Source organism: Paenibacillus sp. 7523-1 (genome assembly GCF_002276415.1).
In the GTDB taxonomy this organism is placed as follows: Bacteria; Bacillota; Bacilli; order Paenibacillales; family Paenibacillaceae; genus Paenibacillus; species Paenibacillus illinoisensis_A.
In genome coordinates, this window is record NZ_NPBR01000002.1 from 212,826 (window position 1) to 231,656 (window position 18,831).

Below are 18,831 nucleotides of genomic sequence, written 5' to 3' on the forward strand. Positions count from 1 at the left end.
CTTTTTTTGTTTTCTATATAGTTGATATTGATTATTGTTCTCATTTACACACTCCGACATTTACTGTATACTGACAATAGTTATTTTACATAATGGTCAAAAAGACAGACGAGAATGGAAAAGGGAGAGGTTATTTACATGTTGGTGTCCGTAAAAAAAGGGATGTTTCTTTGTTTGATTACTGCAATGATTCTGGTGATGGCTGCGTGTTCAAGTGGTGGCAGCGATGGTGCCAAGGGCAGCTCACAGCAAACTGAGGAGAGCAGCGCCACGAATGCAGCAGCAAATGGGGAGCAGACCGATGCTGATACTTCAGCTGCATCTGAAACAACTTACCCGGTAACCGTGTCGAATTATACAACAGAGAACGGTACCTGGGTCGCTAAGGAACAAACCTTCGACAAGGCACCTGAACGCGTTGTTGCCAATACACAAGGTGCAGCCGAGCTGATGATTCGCCTTGGATTGACGGACAAGCTCGTGGGTGTAGCTGCTTTATTTGGCAGTGTGCCTGAAGATATTGCTGATGAGTTTAAGAAAATCCCTGTTCTGGCCGAAGGATATGTTGGTAAGGAAGTGACCATTGGCGCTTCACCTGACCTGATTATGGGACGTGGCGGGCTGTTTGAGGATGCCGACTGGGGTGTGGGTACAGTCAACAGCTTGAATGATATGGGTATCAAAACGTTTGTGCAGAGCACGAGTGTTACTGATGCTTCGTTGGATAGTCTGTATAAGGATATCACCGAGCTAGGCGAGATCTTTAATGTACAAGCTAACGCGGCGGCCTATATTGAGGAACTTAAAGTACGCGAAGAAGCATTGAAGGCTCGTGCTAGCGCTGAAACAATCAATTATGCGTCCTTCTCTGATAATGGTGATGGAACCATTGCGGTTTACAACGGGAATGGAGATACGTTTATCGAAAGTGCAATGTCATTAATCAACGTACATAATATGTTGATCAATGAAACAGGCACACTCAGTCTGGAGAAACTCATCGAGATCAATCCGGATGTGATGATCATTTCCAAATATGCTGGTGGTATTGATCCGCAAGAAACGATTGACAAGTTGCTTGCTAACAAGCAGGTGCAAAGTATTAACGCAGTGAAAAACAAGAAGATCTATGTTATTGATTTCAATAATTTCTGGGGTTACGGAGATTCCATCTTCACAGGTGTTGAGAAGCTTGCTGATGATATGGGGTTGTAATATAACCTAATTTATATAATTCATGTGTTACGATATTATATCTTCACATTCAAGTAGGAGCCAACTTTAGGAGTTGGCTCCTTTTCTCATTATGAGTACGATTAGTTTTCAAATTCAATTTAATGTATTTGCTATATCAATTAAGGTTTGGTAATCGTATAACGGTTCAAGATTGTTGTTTTTTCCTGAAATAAGAGAGTAAGTTAGACCCTCGTTTCTCCAATAGATGGCACTCACATGTTCGTTTCCTTGGTCCCATGTTTGCGAACCGTTAGTTAATTTCAAACCTTTCTTCCCAGTCGGAGGTGTATCAATCTGTGAGTTTGTAATCATTATGATGAGATTTATTCCTTCATCGCTATTTGCATACGTGATTTCAATTGCATCAAATTCTCCATTGGTATCTAAAATCCTTGCTGATTGTTGAGTAACATGGAAAGGAACTGACGGTTGTTTGATTTCAAACGGAATCTTAGCTTCCGCTTCTTCAACTGAAATATTAACCGGGGGCTCCAGATCTGAAGTATTTATCGGTTGATTACTTTCCTTCGAGTTTTGTAAGCAGCCGGACAAGAACAGAGGAATCATACATAGGAACAGTAACCTCGTTACAGCCTTCATTTGAATCACCTCGATATCTGAGTAGTTACTTCTATTACGCACTACTAGCTGGGATGGTGCATAATCTAGCCTTTTTCATCCATAAAAAAACGTTCATCGATGTTGATCAATGACACGGATAGCAAGCAATAGTGGTTCGATAAATCAGGAATTTTACCTGGTCCATACCGATCTCCATGCAGTTTAGGGTTTGAAACTTGCGTTTCATCCCATTTCCCCCTGAAATGTATGATAAAGTAGTATATTTGAGAGTGAAACTCAGAATTGTCGTCAAATGAAGGGCGGATGTACAATCATGTTTAATGTTGCCATTTGTGATGATGAGGAGAAACAAAGAGAGCTCGTGAAAGCGATGCTGATCTCCTTATCTCTGAAAACGAATATTGATTTCCAAGTTACCTTATTTCCATCCGGTGAAGAATTGATTTCTCATTACAAAACGGTTGGGGATACCTTCCATATTCTTATTATGGATGTGGAGATGAACGGGATGAACGGCATACAGGCGGCCAAAGAAATCAGAATGTTGAAATTTCTGGATGTGCAAATCATGTTTCTGACCAGCTATCCGGAGTATATGGTAGAGAGCTTCGATGTGGTTACTTTTCAATATCTGATCAAACCGATCCAGCCACATATCTTCGAGGAGAAAATGATTAAACTATGTCAGTACTTGAGATCAATGGACAAAAAGTTTGTATTAATAAAATCAGCTTATGAAGAATTGCTGTTGAAATACGATGACATTCTCTGGATTGAAGTGATCAAAAGTCTAACAATCAAAAACAAACTGAATTTTGTGACCACCGAAAGCACGCATGAAAGTAAAGGCATTATTTCGAATTATGCGGATGCTTTGAAGGATCATGGTTTCTTGCAAATTCATCGCTCAATTATCATTAACCTGATGCATGTCCAGAAGTTTAGCGGCTCCCAGGTCGTCATGTTAAATGGTGCTGAATTGCCCATCGGTCGTTCCAAAGTCAAGGAAGTCAAGGATGCCTATACCAAATATATGATTATGAGGATTCAATGATATGGAACCATTTACAATCTTATCCGTCATCGTCGTTACGCTGCTTATGGCATTCCAGGTGAATTTTTATTTCAATTCGGTACTCGGCAAGTCCAGGCAAAAGCCGCACAGAGTGGTCTATTTTGCCCTGTTTATTGTCTTATGTTTTTTCTATTTGGCCTCTACATTGCCTTCGGTCATCTCGTCGTTGGTTGTGTTAATATTTATCTTCAGTTTGGCTCAATCCTATGACGTGGAGTTGAAGCTAAAACTGGTTTTCACGGTCCTATATGCCGTACTGGTCACCATGGTGAATTATATTGCTGTGTATATTATGAGTGTCTGGGACGCTACGGATTACACCACATGGGATCACTTCAACGAGGGTTATCATGGGGTGTTCTACAAGGTGATGCTGCTTGGCTGCAGTCTCATGTTTATTGTCATTCAGGTCGTTCGTCTTATTGCCAAACGCAGAAGTTTCGCCCTGCACTATCGGTATTATCTTTTATTTCTCATTGTACCGATCATTACGTTATATCAGATTAATGTGGCTTCGAACTACAGTGAGAAAAACATCTTTTATATCATTTCCGTGATGGGCTCGCTGTTTCTCAATGTGTTCATTGTCTATGTATTCGATAATATGGTGGAGAAGGTTCAGCTTGCGAATGAGAATGCCCAGCTGCAGCGTCAGATGGATTATCAGGATGCCAACTACGAGAAGACAGTGCACAGTTTCAAAAATGTGAAAGGCATCATCCATGATATTCATCAGCAATTTTTGTACATTGAAGAATGTATCAAGCAAAACAAACATGAAGCGGCTTCTGATCATATAAAGCTTACCTTGAATAAGATTGAAGGCGTGTACCAGCGGGTAAACTCCGGCAATCTCGTGATCGATGCGCTTGTCACCAATACCATTGCCGTAGGACAGGCAAACGGAATCAAGATTGACGCCCGCATTCAGCTTCATTCTCAACAGGTTCATATCGATCGTTATGATCTCTGTGTTGTACTTGGGAATATGCTGGATAATGCAGTCGAGGCTTCCAAAAAAGTCAGACAGGCTGAAGACAGATATATCCTGATCGCCATTCATTCTACTGCATCTGCAATTGTGATCCAGGTGCTGAATCATGCAGAGCAATCACTAACCCATATGAAGAGTGAGAAGCCCAATCCGGAGTTTCACGGAATTGGCCTTACGAATATATCAAGGATGTGCGAAAAGTACGGTGGGCATATGACGATTGAACATCATCAGCGGACATTCAATAACATGGTTGTGCTGCCCTTTGAAGTCAACAGTCTCTGAACATGCCGTTCAGGGATTGTTTTTTTCCATTCAGGGTTTGTTCACGTTCAGAGTGTCTCTTCCCAGATATGATGAATTCATCTTATCGAAAGTACTGAGGGAGGAAGCTGAGGATGAAGAAACTGTTCAGTGTGTTATTTACAGCGGTGCTTGTGATCACTCCGATGACAGACGTCAAGGCAGAGGCGAATAAGAGCACTTCAATTGAAAAGCAGGTAGAACGAATGGCCACAAATCTGGTGCAAAATTATGGAGTCACAAGTCTGCAATATGCCATTAGGGATCAAGGGGAAATCATATTGTCGGGCAGTACTGGCTTTCACGACAAAGCATCGCAGACACCAGTCACCAGGGAAAGCATGTACGGCATTGGCTCGGTGAGCAAGATGGTTGTCACCGCAGCCACCATGATGCTGGTGGATTCCGGGAAAGTAGATCTGGATGAGCCTCTTACTACCTATATTCAGGACTTTGAGATGGCGGATGCCAGGTACACCCAAATTACCCCGCGGATGCTGATGAATCATTCATCTGGTCTCTATGGTTCACATTACGGGAACAGCATGCTGTTTAACGACAATGATATGCGCAACCACGATGAACTATTGCTCAAACTCAAAACCGAAAAGTTAAAATCGAAACCTGGTTCATATTCCGTTTATTGTAACGATGGCTTTCAATTGCTTGAGATCCTGGTTGAACGCGTGAGTGGTTTAAGCTACAGCGATTATGTCGCCAAGTTTATCAGCAATCCGTTACAGCTGGAATCAACCAAAACACCGCAGGATTCATTCGATAGAGATCAATTGTCTGAAGCGTATTGGCCCACGATTGAAACCAAAATGCCAGTTGAAAATGCGAACATTCTCGGTACAGGTGGAATATACTCTACATCCGAAGAATTGACCGAATTCGCTGAAGTATTGATGGGTAACAGACCAGACATATTGTCCGAATCCTCGGTCAAGTCTATGCAAAATCATGAATATCGACAAGGAATATGGGTCTCGGATGAGCGGAATACATTCAATTACGGCCTGGGATGGGATGCTGTGGATCTTACCCCGTTTAGCGATTATGGCATTACTGCACTTGCCAAAGGTGGAGACACCATGATGTATCATGCATCACTAATTACTATACCTGAACATGATATTTCAATGGCCGTTCTGTCCTCAGGTGGGTCCTCCATCTACAATCAGATGTTTGCGAGCAAAGTACTGCTGGAAGTATTGGAGGATCAGGGTGTCATCGAGGATATCAAGGAAGATCAGACATTCTCCCCACCCGTAAAAGTAAAGATGCCTACGGAGCTCAATGCGTATTCGGGTCTATACGGTACAGTAGGTACAACACTGGATATTCAGGTCAAGAACGACGAAATCACTCTGCCAGCTTTGCAGGGCGGAATCATTCCAGAGCAGACGTATGTCTACACTGGAGAGGGGCAATTCACAAGTACGGATGGAAGTGTGAAGGCCAGTTTTGTGAAGGAACAAAACGGGAAAGTGTATGTTAAGGTGCAGGCAGTGATATCATTGCCGGGTCTAGGTCAAACGGTGATGAACACGTATGATTATCAAAAATTGGATCCCAACCCTTTGAACACAGACACAGAAAAGAGATGGACAGATCGCAGCGGCTCCAAATATTACGCGTTAGATGAAAAAATTACATCGATTTTTTATCTGCTTCCTTCGATGCTAATCAAAAATCTGAGCGTTGATACGGAGAGTGGTTATGCAAACGGCACTCAAATTATAGATTCAGACCATGCAGTGAATGTTGCAGAGATTCCCGTGATGAACGGTAGAGATGCTTTCGATCTGCAATTTTACACCAAGAATAATGCTGAGATTTTGATTCAGGACGGACAGGAATATATTGCAGAGGATGCGATTACACCAATCTTTGGCGGTAAGACAGGAAAGGCCACCATCCCGGCGAGCGGTCAAGCCCGCTGGTATGCAATCGATTCTCGTTCTGCGAACAAATCATTGACGGTAGATTCGCCGGAAGGCGGCGGTTACGCTGTATATAATGAGCAGGGCGAAGTGGTTCACTTTTCCGTTGCCACCGATCAACAATCCATTGAGCTTCCCAAAGCTGGCTTTATCGTTTTTGGTGGTGAAGCTGGAGATGTCTTCAAGATCCATTTAAAGTAAACGCAGCAGTCCACATCAAACGAGTTTAGTAGAGATAACAGATCACGAGCACAGGCTGCCCGGGGTCTGTTATTTTTTATGGCACAAATAATGGAATAAACAGGAAGGTTTTATGAAATAAAGAGAGAAAGTAGTGAAATGGTGTTTTGTTTTGGATAGTCTAATTCAAAGGAGACCTGCTGACAGATGAAAAATGAAGAACGGTTTTCAAACCGGGTTGATTCCTATACGAACTACCGCCCGAGTTATCCCAAAGAGGCCATTGATTATCTATACAACTCCGTTGGTTTGCATTCGAACAGTAAGATCGCAGATATCGGTGCAGGTACAGGGATCTTCTCGAAATTGCTTCTGGAACGTGGAAGCTATGTTATAGCCGTCGAGCCGAATCAGGCCATGCGCACAGCCGCCGAGCTAATGCTAGAGAATGAACCGAACTTTCAGACGATATCAGGCTCTGCAGAAACTACGGGATTACCTGATCATTCGGTAGAATTTATTGTGTGCGCACAGGCGTTTCATTGGTTTGACCGCTTGGCAGCGCAGACCGAGTTTAGGCGGATTTTACAGCCCGGAGGTAAAGTCGTATTAGTCTGGAATTCCCGTCTTACCACCGGTAACTCGTTTCGTGTAGAATATGATCAGCTGCTGCATGCGTACGCTACCGACTATGAAAAAGTGAATCATAAAAACATTTCTGAGTCTGTGCTTCAATCCTTTTTCAGGGAAGGCACGATGCAGAAAGCGAACTTTCAGATGAGTCAGGAGTTCGACTTCGAGGGCTTGAAAGGCAGATTGCAATCATCTTCCTACAGTCCTGTGCCCGGGCATCCCAATTATACTCCGATGATGACTGAGCTTCAGAATATATTTGATCGAAATAAACGGGAGGGTACGGTTCTTTTTGATTATGAAACGGAGATATTTTGGGGAGAAGTGTGATGGACCTCAATCTGGCCCTTCAAACGTATGGGAGCTTGTTCAAATGTTTACTTATGACTCATGGGCATGGCTGTTAGCAATTGGTCTCCTTCTTACGGCAGCTTCTGTTTTCGGGCTTCGGCGATGAGTATATATCTTACATGTAGATGATAGCGTTCATTTAAAAAATAATCTGCAGCCGATCACAGAGATCCTGAGAACGGCTGTTTTTTATTGAGATACCGGTAGAACAGCGGGATCATCGCATAGGATTTTTGACGAAACAAGAACCTGCTGAAGATGTGTCTCTTAATCTTTTTGCAGCAATAAAGGTTCGATCGCTAGCGCTATACGAATTCGTAGACTTTCAGCGGGATCTTTGAGTTTAACATCCAGGAGTCTTTCACACTTTTCCAATCTGTACACCACCGTATTCCGATGCACGAAAAGCTGTTTGGATGTTTCGACAAGCTGGCATTGTGTTTCGTAAAATGCGTTCAGGGTACGGAGCAGCTCTTTTCTTTCGGATTCGTCGGCGATTTGCAATAATCCATCTAGAGTCGATTCGTAAAATTGTTTTAGCTCGTCTTGGGGAAGCATATGGAACAAATATCCGATATCCTTGGCTTGGTAGGATTGGACAAATTGTTTGCGTTTAAATCGATAGCCGAATTGCAGCGCATTGACTGCTTCTGTGTAAGAATGGCGAACGCCGAGCACATTCATTGCAGGTTTGCCGATGCCAACCGACATGCTCATTCCATTCTCCTGATGGAGGTGTTTAAGCATTCCAGTGAGATGCTCGGTGAGTTTCGCCTCGTCCCAGCCTGAGTCCGGGATGGATAGCAAAATGCAGTAGGTATCATGTTTGGTAAACATGGTAAAAGGATGCTCAAGCGTACCGAAATGACGTTTGATGTGCTCGTATTGCTCCTCTTGTTCAGTCAAGTTGCCTCCCTTTAGTGCCGCCGCCTCATCATTACGAATAGCCAGCACGACACATGAATAACCCTTTCTAAGCCCGTATCTCTTGCCGCGGTTCAGTGCTTCCTGCTCGAAAGTGATATAACCCTCGATCAAATCGGAAAAAAACTCGTTTTTGTGCCTGCGGGAACGTTCCTTGACTGCTTGGGATTTGGTTAGCTCCATTCCAATGACGTTAGAGGCTTGTTCAAGCGTTAAACCGTACAGACCGGTCCATTGATCCGGTGTATGAAAAGATAACAAATAGCCTTCGTGACGATACGTTTTTACCGGATATACTAGCATGCAGCTGCGTTCCCGAAGGGATGAGTCGATTAAGCACAATGAAGTCGGGCTGGAGGTGTCGGACAATCCGTGAAGTGCACTAACTGCAGCTGCAGTAAGCTCAGTAATATTTGCATTTTGATTAGTGGAAGCAATGGTTTTCCATTTGTTGTTTAACAGGATGACTGGGGATGAGAGCAGTTTGGACAAGGACTGGATAATGCCTGAAATTCCTTTGCCGCGCATAATCATTTCGGAGAATTTTTTGTGAATGCTAAGTGCATATTGGAGTTCGTCGCTCTTATTGTTCAGAATAACACTGGTCGATCGTTGCAAAATCTCACCAAGGGATAGACATACATCGGAAATTTCAATGATAGGAAATTCGATACGGTTGGCTTCATGTAATATTTCATCAGGGATTGGAAGTTCAAAACGCTTGGTTTTGATGGCCAAACCGGAGCAGCGAAGCCGCTGCATGTCCCTGATCAGGTGAATGAACACTTCAGGTTGCTGTTTCATGAAATAGCCGTTGGTCAGCAAGAGCTCGTTTGGCCTCAAAAACCGTATGATATCTGGACAGTCCATAATGTTAACGGTTTGAACCTCGCGCGTAAGACCCTTGTGCCCAGTAATCACTCTGGCATCATCGTAAATGCCGTTATTGAGCAAATCTATCAGCAGCACATCGACCCATCCCTTTCTGGAACAAGTTAAACTTTTGTTAAGTAATATAACATTAAGGTCCTTTCGAGTAAATATCTTTGGCTTGTTCGTCCAATAATCCAAATTATTTTTATCTTTATCATCCAATGACTTCCCCCTGCAGAGTGGAATATGCTTGAATTGTTTTTAACGTGTAACAAAAGCGTACATGATCGGAGGGCTGTCATGGTTGATTTGCTTATCACCGATACCGTGTTATCCAAGGATGGAAGCAGAATGGATGTGGGGGTATCCTCTGGTAAAATTGCATTTATCTTACCAACCGGTGAAGGGATATCGGAAGCGATGAATGTCGTTCAAGCCAAAGGAGGCTTGCTGCTACCCGGCTTTGTCGAGCCGCATATTCACTTGGAAAAAGCCTATTTACTGGATGTCATGGATCGGGATGCAGATTCTCTCCAAGACGCAATTCAGATAACGGCTAAACTGAAAAGTTCTTTTACAGACGAGGACATGAACAAGCGCTCGCTTGCTGTCATTCGTCAAGCTGTCCGCAACGGTGTTACCCATATGCGCTGCCATGCCGAGGTTGATCCGATTCTTGGTCTCAAGGCTATGGAGTCGGCTCTCCATCTGAAACAATCTATAAGAGGTCAACTGGATTTGCAGGTGGTTGCCTTTCCACAAGAAGGCGTATTCAGAAGTCCTGGGACTGAAGAGTTAATGGAGGAAGCACTGCGTATGGGGGCTGACGTCGTCGGAGGAATCACTTATCAGGATGAATGCCTGGAAGATCACTTGGATTTTGCATTTGGTCTGGCAGAAAAATACGGAAAACCGCTGGATTTTCATACGGATTTTTCGGACAATCCCAAGGACCGTGCCATTGCGAACATAGCCAGAAGAACACTCATCACAGGAATGCAGGGACAGGTATCTGCCGGACATGTAACCTCGCTCGGTTCTCTGCCTGAGCATGAAGCCATGGATATCGCGGAACTTCTGCATCGTGCAGGGATCAGCGTCATTACGCTGCCGATGACCGACCTGTTTTTGAATGGTCGGGGAGATGCGGAAGGGCCGCGCAGAGGCTTGGCGCCAGTGAAATTGCTGCAGGAATGCAGTGTGAATGTAGCAATTGGCGTCAATAATGTCCGCAACGCGTTTACACCGTTTGGCAAAGCGGATCCGTTAGAGGTTGCCTGGCTTCTGGCCGTAACTTCGTATATGGGCGGGGAACGGGATGCCCTTGCGTTGATCAGGATGCTGACGTATAACGCAGCTCAGGCTTTGGGTATTAAAAATTATGGAATGAAGGTAGGCGTTCCGGCAGATATGGTGTTGTTCCGGGAACGATCCGAAAGGGATGTGCTGCTGGATAAGCCGGAAACGCGAATCGTTTGGAAATCGGGTGTGCAGGTGGGCAATATGATTCATAAGCAATAGAATGGCTGCGCAAATCAAAAGCTATGTATACTATTGGAACAGGACTGAAGGGGATGAAGCTATGGAGAAACAGTTAACCATCGTTAAAAACGTCAAATGGGCAGATGATCTGTTCAATCTAACGATTGATCGAACGACGGGAACGATCATCAGCATTGAAGCAGCCGCAACCGATGCGGAGTTTGCATCTGAAGGTACCAGCCATCAAGAGGCAAATGTCTTCGAAGCGGGAGGTTTGCATTACGTTCCGCCCATGGCAGATATGCATATCCACCTGGACAAACATTTTCTTGGCGAGCCGTGGAAGACACTGCAGCCCTTTGTCACCCTGCCTGGCCAATTGGAATTCGAGAAACGTATGCTGGGAGAACTTCCGACCGGAGCAGGAGAACGTGCTAAACGGTTGTTGGATTTGATGCTCGCCCAAGGTACGGCCAAGATCCGAACGCACGTTGACGTTGATCCGCAAATCGGCCTCTCGCATCTTGAGGAGATATTGGAAGTTCGCGAATTATATCGGGGCCGCATGGATATGGAGATCGTTGCGTTTCCTCAACAAGGACTACTCCGATCCGAGTCTGTAGCCGTCATGCGGCAAGCACTCCGGGCTGGAGCCGACTATGTAGGCGGTGTGGATCCGGCCGGGCTGGACCGCCGAGTGGACGCCAGCCTGGAAGCGATGTTTGAGCTGGGGGCAGAATTTGCTGCGGGAATCGATTTACATTTGCACGACCCGGATCACCTCGGAACATACACGATTGATCGTTTCGCTGATTTAACGGAACAAGCAGGCATGTCCGGCCGCACTTCAGTGAGCCACGCTTATTGTTTGGGTCAGGTTAGTGAAGCAGAGGTACGTTCATTGGCAGAAAAGCTGTGTGCGAACGGCGTATCCATTATGACGAGTGCCCCTATCGATAGACCTATGCCGCCCATTAAACTATTGCTGGAAGCGGGAGTAGCTGTACATGTCGGTTCAGATAATATTCTGGATTCGTGGAGTCCATTCGGCAATGGCGACATGCTCTCACGTGGGTCACGTCTCGCTGAAGCATCCGGTTGGGTAGAAGACCACTGGTTGCTTGAGACGTACAAGCTTATTTCCAATGCGCCGTTAATTCCAAAAGTGGGTGAACGCGGTAATTTCTCATTAGTAAATGCCCTGAATGCGATGCATGCGCTGGCAGCGGCACCTCCACGAGAAGCGGTATTCTCGGGAGGTGTACTTGTTGGAGGCCGTGCGTTCCCGACCAGCAGGCACATGGCAGAGATCCATTCATAACTATTTTTTGCTAGGAGTAAAAAGCAGCGCGTCCTTTGTCGACGCGTTGCTTTTTTTTGTTTGCGAGAGTAGAGCGTATAAAAAACTAGATATTTTTCGTGGCCACGTAACTATTATTGACACGGATACCGGGATAGAGATTTCCATTTGGTGGATCAGTCCAAGATTCGTTGAATTTTTTAGACGATTACACCAATGACTAGGGGGTGTTTACAGCGTATTATTCTTGTAAGAAGAAAATAACGTTAGATAAACTTACACGAAGGAGAAAAGGAGGGATATATTTGATTTACGACATCAAGTATCGTTACGTAGAAAAGGGGGAGAAGGGCATGCGTCGTAGTACCTTTGAATATCGCATCCAAAACATAAAAAGGCATTGGTTGCTATTGGTCATGATCCTGCCAGGTATCATCTATCTGTTCATCAACAACTACTTGCCGATGCTTGGCATTATCATTGCATTTAAAAATGTTAATTTCGCAAAGGGAATATGGGGAAGCGACTGGGTAGGCCTTGATAACTTCGCCTACTTGTTCCAAACGCAGGATGCCTGGGTGATTACCCGAAACACATTATTGTACAATGGCGCGTTTATCGTGCTCGGAACGATACTCTCTATTGCCGTAGCGGTGTTGCTAAACGAAGTAAGAAAAAGATTCGTCTCCCGCTTGTATCAGAGCATTATTTTACTCCCTTACCTCATCTCTATGGTTATAGTCGCTTATTTGGTACTAGCCTTGCTAAACGAGGAGAATGGGTTCGTCAACCATTACGTGCTTCCTTGGCTGGGGATCGATTCGGTGTCGTGGTATGCAGACGCAGGGAAATGGCCTTACATATTAAGTATTGTGTACTTGTGGAAAAATGTTGGTTATACCTGCATCGTCTATCTGGCCTCCATCGTAGGCATCAGCCAGGAGTATTACGAATCGGCTACGCTGGACGGAGCTTCCAGGTGGAGACAAGTTTGGAGCATCACCCTTCCTCTGATTAAACCCACAATGGTCATTCTGGTTCTCCTTTCGGTTGGACGCATCTTCAATTCCGATTTTGGACTGTTCTATCAGGTCCCGTTGAATTCAGGTGCACTGCAAACCACTACGGATGTCATTGACACTTATGTTTACCGCGGATTGATGACTTTCGGGGACTTCGGAATGTCATCCGCAGCAGGACTGTACCAGTCCATCGTCGGTTTTGTATTAGTCTTGACGACCAATGCGTTTGTTCGCCGAAAAGACAAGGATCTGGCTCTGTTTTAGTAAAAGGGGGTGGCCAACTTGTATTCAAATCGAGTGTATCAAATAACTGTTCACTTCGTGCTCATCGCGATGGCAATTGCTGCAGCATTTCCGTTTCTGCTCCTCATATCCGCTTCGCTTACCGAGGAACAAGCCATCATTAGAAATGGATATAGCTTGATTCCGGATCAATTCAGTTTCGATGCTTATGTGTACTTGTTCGATCAGTATTCATTGATTCTGCGCTCGTACGGAATAACCACGTTCATCACGATTGTGGGAACTATTCTTGGCCTTCTGATTACAACCCTCATCGCTTATCCATTATCGAGAAATGTGCTTCCGTTTCGTTCGTTCCTGTCCTTCTTTGTATTTTTCACTCTGCTTTTCAATGGCGGGCTCGTGCCCATGTACCTGGTGTATACGGACCTCTTTCATTTGAAAGATACCATCTGGTCCTTGATCATCCCGAATTTACTGACTAATGGTTTCTACATTTTATTGATGCGCAGCTTCTTCTCCACGTCAATTCCCGGTGAAGTTGTAGAGTCGGCTTACGTGGATGGCGCGAGTGAATGGGTCATTTATTGCAAAATTGTTCTCCTGCTAGCGCTCCCCAGTCTAGCAACGATTGGTCTGATGCTCATGATTTCGTACTGGAACGATTGGTTTAACGGTCTGATCTTCATCAATGACGGAAGCCTGTACAGTATTCAGAACCTGCTTAACCGCATGTTGTCCGATGTTCAGTATTTGCAGCAGAACAGTTTGTCCGGCCAGACGGCTGTCGCTTCATCCGTACCTCTTGCAAGCGTGAGAATGGCTATTGCCGTCATCGGTGTACTGCCGCTTATCGCAGCATATCCGTTTTTCCAGAAGTTCTTCGTTAAAGGGTTGACCATTGGTGCTGTAAAAGGCTAACAGCGCTCGGCATCCAATAGGTTGTTCCAATAGCAAACATGGGGGAGTGAAGTAAGATGTTTACAAAGAAAAGGTTTGTAGGTTTCACGCTGGTGATTTCCTTGTTTGGTGTTTTAGTAACAGCATGCGGAAATTCGGGCAGCGAGGAAGACTCGGTACGCGGAAATGACGCAGAAACCGGCTTGTACGAAGTGGTCATGACGTATCCGGCTTTTGGCGACGTGACGGATGTCAAGGAGGTTCAGGATGCCATTAGTGAAATTACAGCTGAGAAAGTAGGTGCAACGGTAAAGCTCCTGCCTGTGAATGGCTCCAATTATGCGAATCAGATGAACTTGATGCTGGCTGGCAGCGACAAACTGGATCTGGTGTATACCAGTGTGTGGTTCGGTCTGGAGTCTCAGATCAGCAGGGGGCAGCTGCTGCCTATGGACGAACATTTGAACGAATTTGGCCAAAAGATTCTGGAGACCATTCCGGGAGAAGCGGTGGAAGCCGGAAGAATGAATGGTGAAACCTATGGCGTTCCAAGCATCAAAGCCTGGGCACTATCTCCAAGTTTTGTGATGAGCAAGGAGCTGGCTGATAAGCACGGTATCGACCTTGCGTCCATAAAGACATGGAGTGATATCTCGGGTGTGCTGCAACGTATCAAGGATGAAGAGCCGGGAGTCACACCAATCGTCAGCTATACCTCGCAGGAAACTCCCGGACAGGCCATGCTCAATTTTGATCCATTGGGAACAGCGCCTGGCGTACTGGATTTCAATGGAACGGATTATACCGTGCAGAATCTCTTTGCCACCGAACGCTTCTCAACGATGGCCGATCTGATGCGCGAATGGTACGAGAAAAGTTATTTCAGCAAAGATGTTGCAACATCCCAGGAAACGGGATCCAACCTGATTAAGGCGGGCAAAGCCTTCTCCTATATCCGGAATATCAATGAGTGTTACTCGGAATCACTGGCGGCAGGGACAGAGCTTGCATGTGTTCCCCTGGAGGATTCCTATATGACGCGAAATAGCGTTGCTTCCAACATGATGTCTTTGGCGAGAAACAGTGAACAGCCGGATAAGGCAATTCAGGTTTTGGAACTGTTTTACTCGGACGAAGCAGTCATTAATCTGTTCACGAATGGCATCGAGGGCAAGCACTATGTTAAACAGAGCGATGGCCTCATTGCCAAGCCGGACGGTGTGAGCTCATCAGGATATGATTCCAATCAATACGCAGTTGGCAACAATTTTCTATCCTATATCTGGGAAGGGAATGACCCTGATATGTGGGAGGTGTTAAAGAGTAAAAATGAAAGTGCCGTAAAATCAAGGGCGATGGGATTCAGCTTCGATATCAATCCGGTCAAAACGCAAATTACATCGGTAACCAATGTGCAGAATCAGTATGACGCTGGATTTCAGACAGGAACGTTTGACCCGGCAGAATTGCCGGCGTATATCCAAAAATTAAAGAGTGCAGGCGTTGACAAAATATTGGCAGAAAAGCAAAACCAGCTAAACCAATGGCTTGAAAACAAATAAAAGGAGCTGATCATATATGTTTAATCCCGTTATTGATGTGCATCATCATATCATTTCTAGAGAGATGCAAAGGAAACAGAAGGAGCTGGGCATGGAGATTCCGAGTTTTATGCCGAAGTGGACGCCCGAGATTGGACTTGAGAAAATGGGTGTAGCCGACATTTCGTTTTCGTTTCTTTCGGCCCCGTCAGATCTGACATTCATTGACCAGCCATCTGCCAATACGCTTGCGCGGAAAATGAATGAAGAGCTTGCTTCGTATGCTCAGCAGTATCCAGAAAAGTATGGTGCATTTGCTACGCTGCCGCTCCCGAATCCTGAAGCTGCCCTGGAAGAAACCATATATGCGCTAGATATTCTTGGACTGGATGGAGTTGCAATGCTCTCTAGCTATCAAGGGAAATATTTAAGTCATCCAGATTACGCTGAACTGCTGAGCGAGTTGGATCGACGTAGTGCGGTTGTGTTTCTTCACCCGATTCTCATTCCCCAGAAAATTGCCGGACTGAGTCCTGCGCTGCTAGAAGGAACCTTTGATACGACCCGTGCTGTCACTACGATGGCGGTTCATCGCATTTTCGACCAATACCCTTCAATTAGGTTTATTCTTCCTCATACAGGAGGCATGGTTCCGTACATCAAGTGGAGGATTGCCCTTGCAGCCATAGGGCAGGATTCCATCCAAGTGGAAGCGACACCGGAACTATTCGAAGCCGAAATGGCCAAGCTGGACCATCTCTACTATGATTCCACGCTGAACCTCGGCACAATCCAAAAGTTAATTGGGCCGGATCGGATCCTATTTGGTGCGGATATTCCCTGGCCGGCAGACAGCGTACTACGCATGCAGCGGGAGTCTGTACTCCATGAAGCCATGCAAATTAGCGAAGATAACATGAAGGCAATTGCTTACGGCAACGCATTTCGTCTCTTTCCCCGCATAAGTAAGTTTTACGAAAAAGTGACACTGAACTAACTTCAGGACAACTCTAAATTATATCATACAAAGGTAAAGGGCAGTTACCGGTTGGTAGCTGTTCTTTTTTATGTTAAGTTAACGTGCTGAAGTTACGAGTATTTTTCTTACTGATGGAGGTTTACATCGAATAAATAATTCATATGACAATGCAAATGACTCATGGTAGATTCTCCTTGTGTGTGTGGTTTTGTGTTGACTTCATTCTGAAGATTTAGTCATCAAAAAAACATATACAAACTCCCTATCGAAACGTATGCATTCTGCCGATAATGATGGTGCATATATTTTTACTTCAGGAGGAATCATCGATGAAAAAAACGGTCATCTTGTTAACAAGTCTAGCGCTAATGTTAGGCACCGCTGCTGGCACAGCTTCAGCTAAACCGGGAAACACTCCACCCGGAAAGCCAAGTAAAGAAGTATCATCAAAATCACCTAAGGACAAGGAGCGGCAAGTGGAGGAAAAACAGACCGAAGAAATGGATCCTTCTGAAACGGCTAGTACGGAAGAAGATGAAGTGAAAGAGCCTTCAGTATCAAAGGCAGAGAATACAGAGAGCCCTACAACCGATTCATCAGAACCCGGTAAAAAAGGACCCAAAGGATACAAAGGGTTGTTAAAAGCCATTCAAAATGTAAAAGACAAGCCCGCGGGTGCCGTTTTGGCCGATATTTTGCTCACAAAATATGCAGCTGAATTGACGGAGGAACAGAAAAAAGAACTGGAAGCTATCATGGAAGAGGATAAGGCATTGGAAACCGCAGCAGAGATGCTTGAGAATAATGGTAGTGTGACGGATGCTGTGTATTTGCAGGAAGAAGCGATAAAATCTAATTTCAAAAATCTCGATCTGTACAAAACACTGGGGAAACTGAATGAAAAGGCGGGTAAAAAGAATGGAGTGAAGTTGTATGTGAATGGTGAAGGGACAGATGCTGAACCGTTCATCAAAAAAGGTAACACATTCGTTCCTTTTCGCGCCATTGCCGAGACTTTGAACGCCGAAGTCACCTGGAACCCTGAAGAACGCTCCATAACTGTCACCAAGGATGGAGTAAGCATTAAACTTGTGGTTGATAGTAAGACCGCAACTGTCAATGGTCAAAACGTATCATTGGATGCGCCAGCCACCATCACCAAAGGGAGTACTTATGTGCCTGTTCGTTTTATAAGTGAGGCGTTGAGAGCAACTGTCCTGTGGGAAGAGCAAAGCAGAACCGTTGTAGTCTATGAAGAATAGATAGGGTAGGGAGAGAACGATTAGCATACAATTGGAGCACATCTAGGATAAGAAGCCGCCATAAGGCGGCTTTTTTGCGTTTTTTCCCACAAATTACATCCATGTAACCTAATCATTCAAACTTGGATGGAGGCACGTTATAGTATTTTTTGAAAGCTTTCGAGAAGGTAAACGGATCCGGATAGCCCAGGAAGCTGGCGATTTGTTGAATTGTATACTTTTTCTCGTAGAGATAATCCCTGGCGCGATTCATTTTGATCTGGGAAATGTACTGACCCGGGGTGATCCCAACGGTTTTCTTGAAATAGGAAATAAAATATTTCTCAGAGATTCCAGTCATGGCTGCGAGATCGTTCATTCGGATCGGACGGTGCAGGTTCGCATCGACATATTGAAATACATTTTGTAATACTTCCAAGCTGCCTTCGGATTTTCTCGGTTTCTTACCGTTCAGGAATTGACCCACATAGGCGCCCTGGCCGTGAAGCTCGAGAATCTTTGCAATTACGGCGAGAAGAGAGGCTTTTAAGTAGAGTTGGTTCCCTGACGTGCCGTTCTCCTGTTTTAATCGACGAAATGCTCTGGTGAACAGCATGGTTTCCTCCTGAATCAGGTTGCACGGCACAATTCCCGGAAGTTGAAAACCGCCCAGAATTCGCTGCTGCTCCCCGATGCCAAAATCGAAATGGATGTATATGAATCGGCAAACGTCCTCGGACGTCGAGGCGATATAGGGCATATCCGGATAAAAGAATATGGCATCTCCCGGGACTGCCGTATATTCGAACCCATCGATTATTATCTTGACGGAGCCTTCCTGAATGAACCAAAGATCGTAATCAGGATGCGATTTGTGTTCAGTCCATTCTTGATCGTGAGTTTGTTCTAGGTAGGAGCTCATCCGGAGATGAATATATTCCGAAAGTTCGTTAAGGATGCTCATGTTCAGTCTGTTTTCACTCATCCGATTTCCTCATCCGCCTTTACCACCTGACATCTTTAAAA

The 18,831-nt window shown here is 44.9% G+C and carries 15 protein-coding genes; 12 read left to right on the plus strand and 3 right to left on the minus strand.

Features of this window, described 5'->3' with window-relative positions; genetic code table 11:
• The first annotated feature begins 174 nt into the window (after positions 1-174).
• Positions 175-1,215 (plus strand): ABC transporter substrate-binding protein, encoded by a 1,041-nt coding sequence (locus CHH60_RS01055; RefSeq protein WP_255247758.1) that lies wholly within the window; start codon positions 175-177, stop codon positions 1,213-1,215.
• 114 nt (positions 1,216-1,329) lie between these two features.
• On the opposite strand, the gene CHH60_RS01060 is transcribed toward CHH60_RS01055, so the two are convergent.
• Positions 1,330-1,836 (minus strand): hypothetical protein, encoded by a 507-nt coding sequence (locus tag CHH60_RS01060; protein ID WP_095357470.1) that lies wholly within the window; start codon positions 1,834-1,836, stop codon positions 1,330-1,332.
• Positions 1,837-2,131: 295 nt separating this feature from the next.
• On the opposite strand from CHH60_RS01060, the gene CHH60_RS01065 reads away from it, so the two are divergent.
• The 4 genes from CHH60_RS01065 to CHH60_RS01080 all read left to right on the plus strand — a co-directional run bounded on the left by CHH60_RS01065 (position 2,132) and on the right by CHH60_RS01080 (position 7,279).
• Positions 2,132-2,872 (plus strand): LytR/AlgR family response regulator transcription factor, encoded by a 741-nt coding sequence (locus CHH60_RS01065; RefSeq protein WP_095357471.1) that lies wholly within the window; start codon positions 2,132-2,134, stop codon positions 2,870-2,872.
• Position 2,873: 1 nt separating this feature from the next.
• Positions 2,874-4,172, plus strand: a complete 1,299-nt coding sequence (locus tag CHH60_RS01070; RefSeq protein ID WP_095357472.1) for a sensor histidine kinase — start codon at positions 2,874-2,876, stop codon at positions 4,170-4,172.
• A 113-nt stretch (positions 4,173-4,285) separates the two neighbouring features.
• Complete coding sequence (locus CHH60_RS01075) at positions 4,286-6,337, plus strand: serine hydrolase domain-containing protein (protein ID WP_095357473.1); 2,052 nt, start codon at positions 4,286-4,288, stop codon at positions 6,335-6,337.
• A gap of 186 nt (positions 6,338-6,523) precedes the next feature.
• Positions 6,524-7,279, plus strand: a complete 756-nt coding sequence (locus CHH60_RS01080; RefSeq protein WP_095357474.1) for a class I SAM-dependent methyltransferase — start codon at positions 6,524-6,526, stop codon at positions 7,277-7,279.
• A 288-nt stretch (positions 7,280-7,567) separates the two neighbouring features.
• Here CHH60_RS01080 and CHH60_RS01085 read toward each other — a convergent pair whose 3' ends face one another.
• Complete coding sequence (locus tag CHH60_RS01085; RefSeq protein ID WP_141236924.1) at positions 7,568-9,193, minus strand: PucR family transcriptional regulator; 1,626 nt, start codon at positions 9,191-9,193, stop codon at positions 7,568-7,570.
• 204 nt (positions 9,194-9,397) lie between these two features.
• Between CHH60_RS01085 and CHH60_RS01090 the strand changes: the two genes are divergently transcribed.
• The 7 genes from CHH60_RS01090 to CHH60_RS01120 all read left to right on the plus strand — a co-directional run bounded on the left by CHH60_RS01090 (position 9,398) and on the right by CHH60_RS01120 (position 17,826).
• Positions 9,398-10,618 (plus strand): amidohydrolase family protein, encoded by a 1,221-nt coding sequence (locus CHH60_RS01090; protein WP_095357476.1) that lies wholly within the window; start codon positions 9,398-9,400, stop codon positions 10,616-10,618.
• Between the two features lie 61 nt (positions 10,619-10,679).
• Entirely contained in the window at positions 10,680-11,900 is a 1,221-nt protein-coding gene (locus CHH60_RS01095) for an amidohydrolase family protein (protein WP_095357589.1), read from the plus strand.
• Between the two features lie 332 nt (positions 11,901-12,232).
• Positions 12,233-13,165, plus strand: a complete 933-nt coding sequence (locus tag CHH60_RS01100) for an ABC transporter permease (RefSeq protein ID WP_095357590.1) — start codon at positions 12,233-12,235, stop codon at positions 13,163-13,165.
• Positions 13,166-13,174: 9 nt separating this feature from the next.
• On the plus strand, positions 13,175-14,065 hold the full coding sequence (locus CHH60_RS01105) for a carbohydrate ABC transporter permease (RefSeq protein WP_441339369.1): 891 nt from the start codon (positions 13,175-13,177) through the stop codon (positions 14,063-14,065).
• A gap of 56 nt (positions 14,066-14,121) precedes the next feature.
• Positions 14,122-15,606, plus strand: a complete 1,485-nt coding sequence (locus tag CHH60_RS01110) for an ABC transporter substrate-binding protein (RefSeq protein WP_095357477.1) — start codon at positions 14,122-14,124, stop codon at positions 15,604-15,606.
• 16 nt (positions 15,607-15,622) lie between these two features.
• On the plus strand, positions 15,623-16,582 hold the full coding sequence (locus tag CHH60_RS01115) for an amidohydrolase family protein (RefSeq protein ID WP_095357478.1): 960 nt from the start codon (positions 15,623-15,625) through the stop codon (positions 16,580-16,582).
• Positions 16,583-16,893: 311 nt separating this feature from the next.
• Positions 16,894-17,826 carry a copper amine oxidase N-terminal domain-containing protein gene (locus CHH60_RS01120; RefSeq protein ID WP_095357479.1) on the plus strand — a complete coding sequence of 311 codons (933 nt, stop codon included), beginning with the start codon at positions 16,894-16,896 and terminating at the stop codon, positions 17,824-17,826.
• 112 nt (positions 17,827-17,938) lie between these two features.
• On the opposite strand, the gene CHH60_RS01125 is transcribed toward CHH60_RS01120, so the two are convergent.
• Positions 17,939-18,790 carry an AraC family transcriptional regulator gene (locus CHH60_RS01125; RefSeq protein WP_095357480.1) on the minus strand — a complete coding sequence of 284 codons (852 nt, stop codon included), beginning with the start codon at positions 18,788-18,790 and terminating at the stop codon, positions 17,939-17,941.
• Between the last annotated feature and the right edge of the window lie 41 nt (positions 18,791-18,831).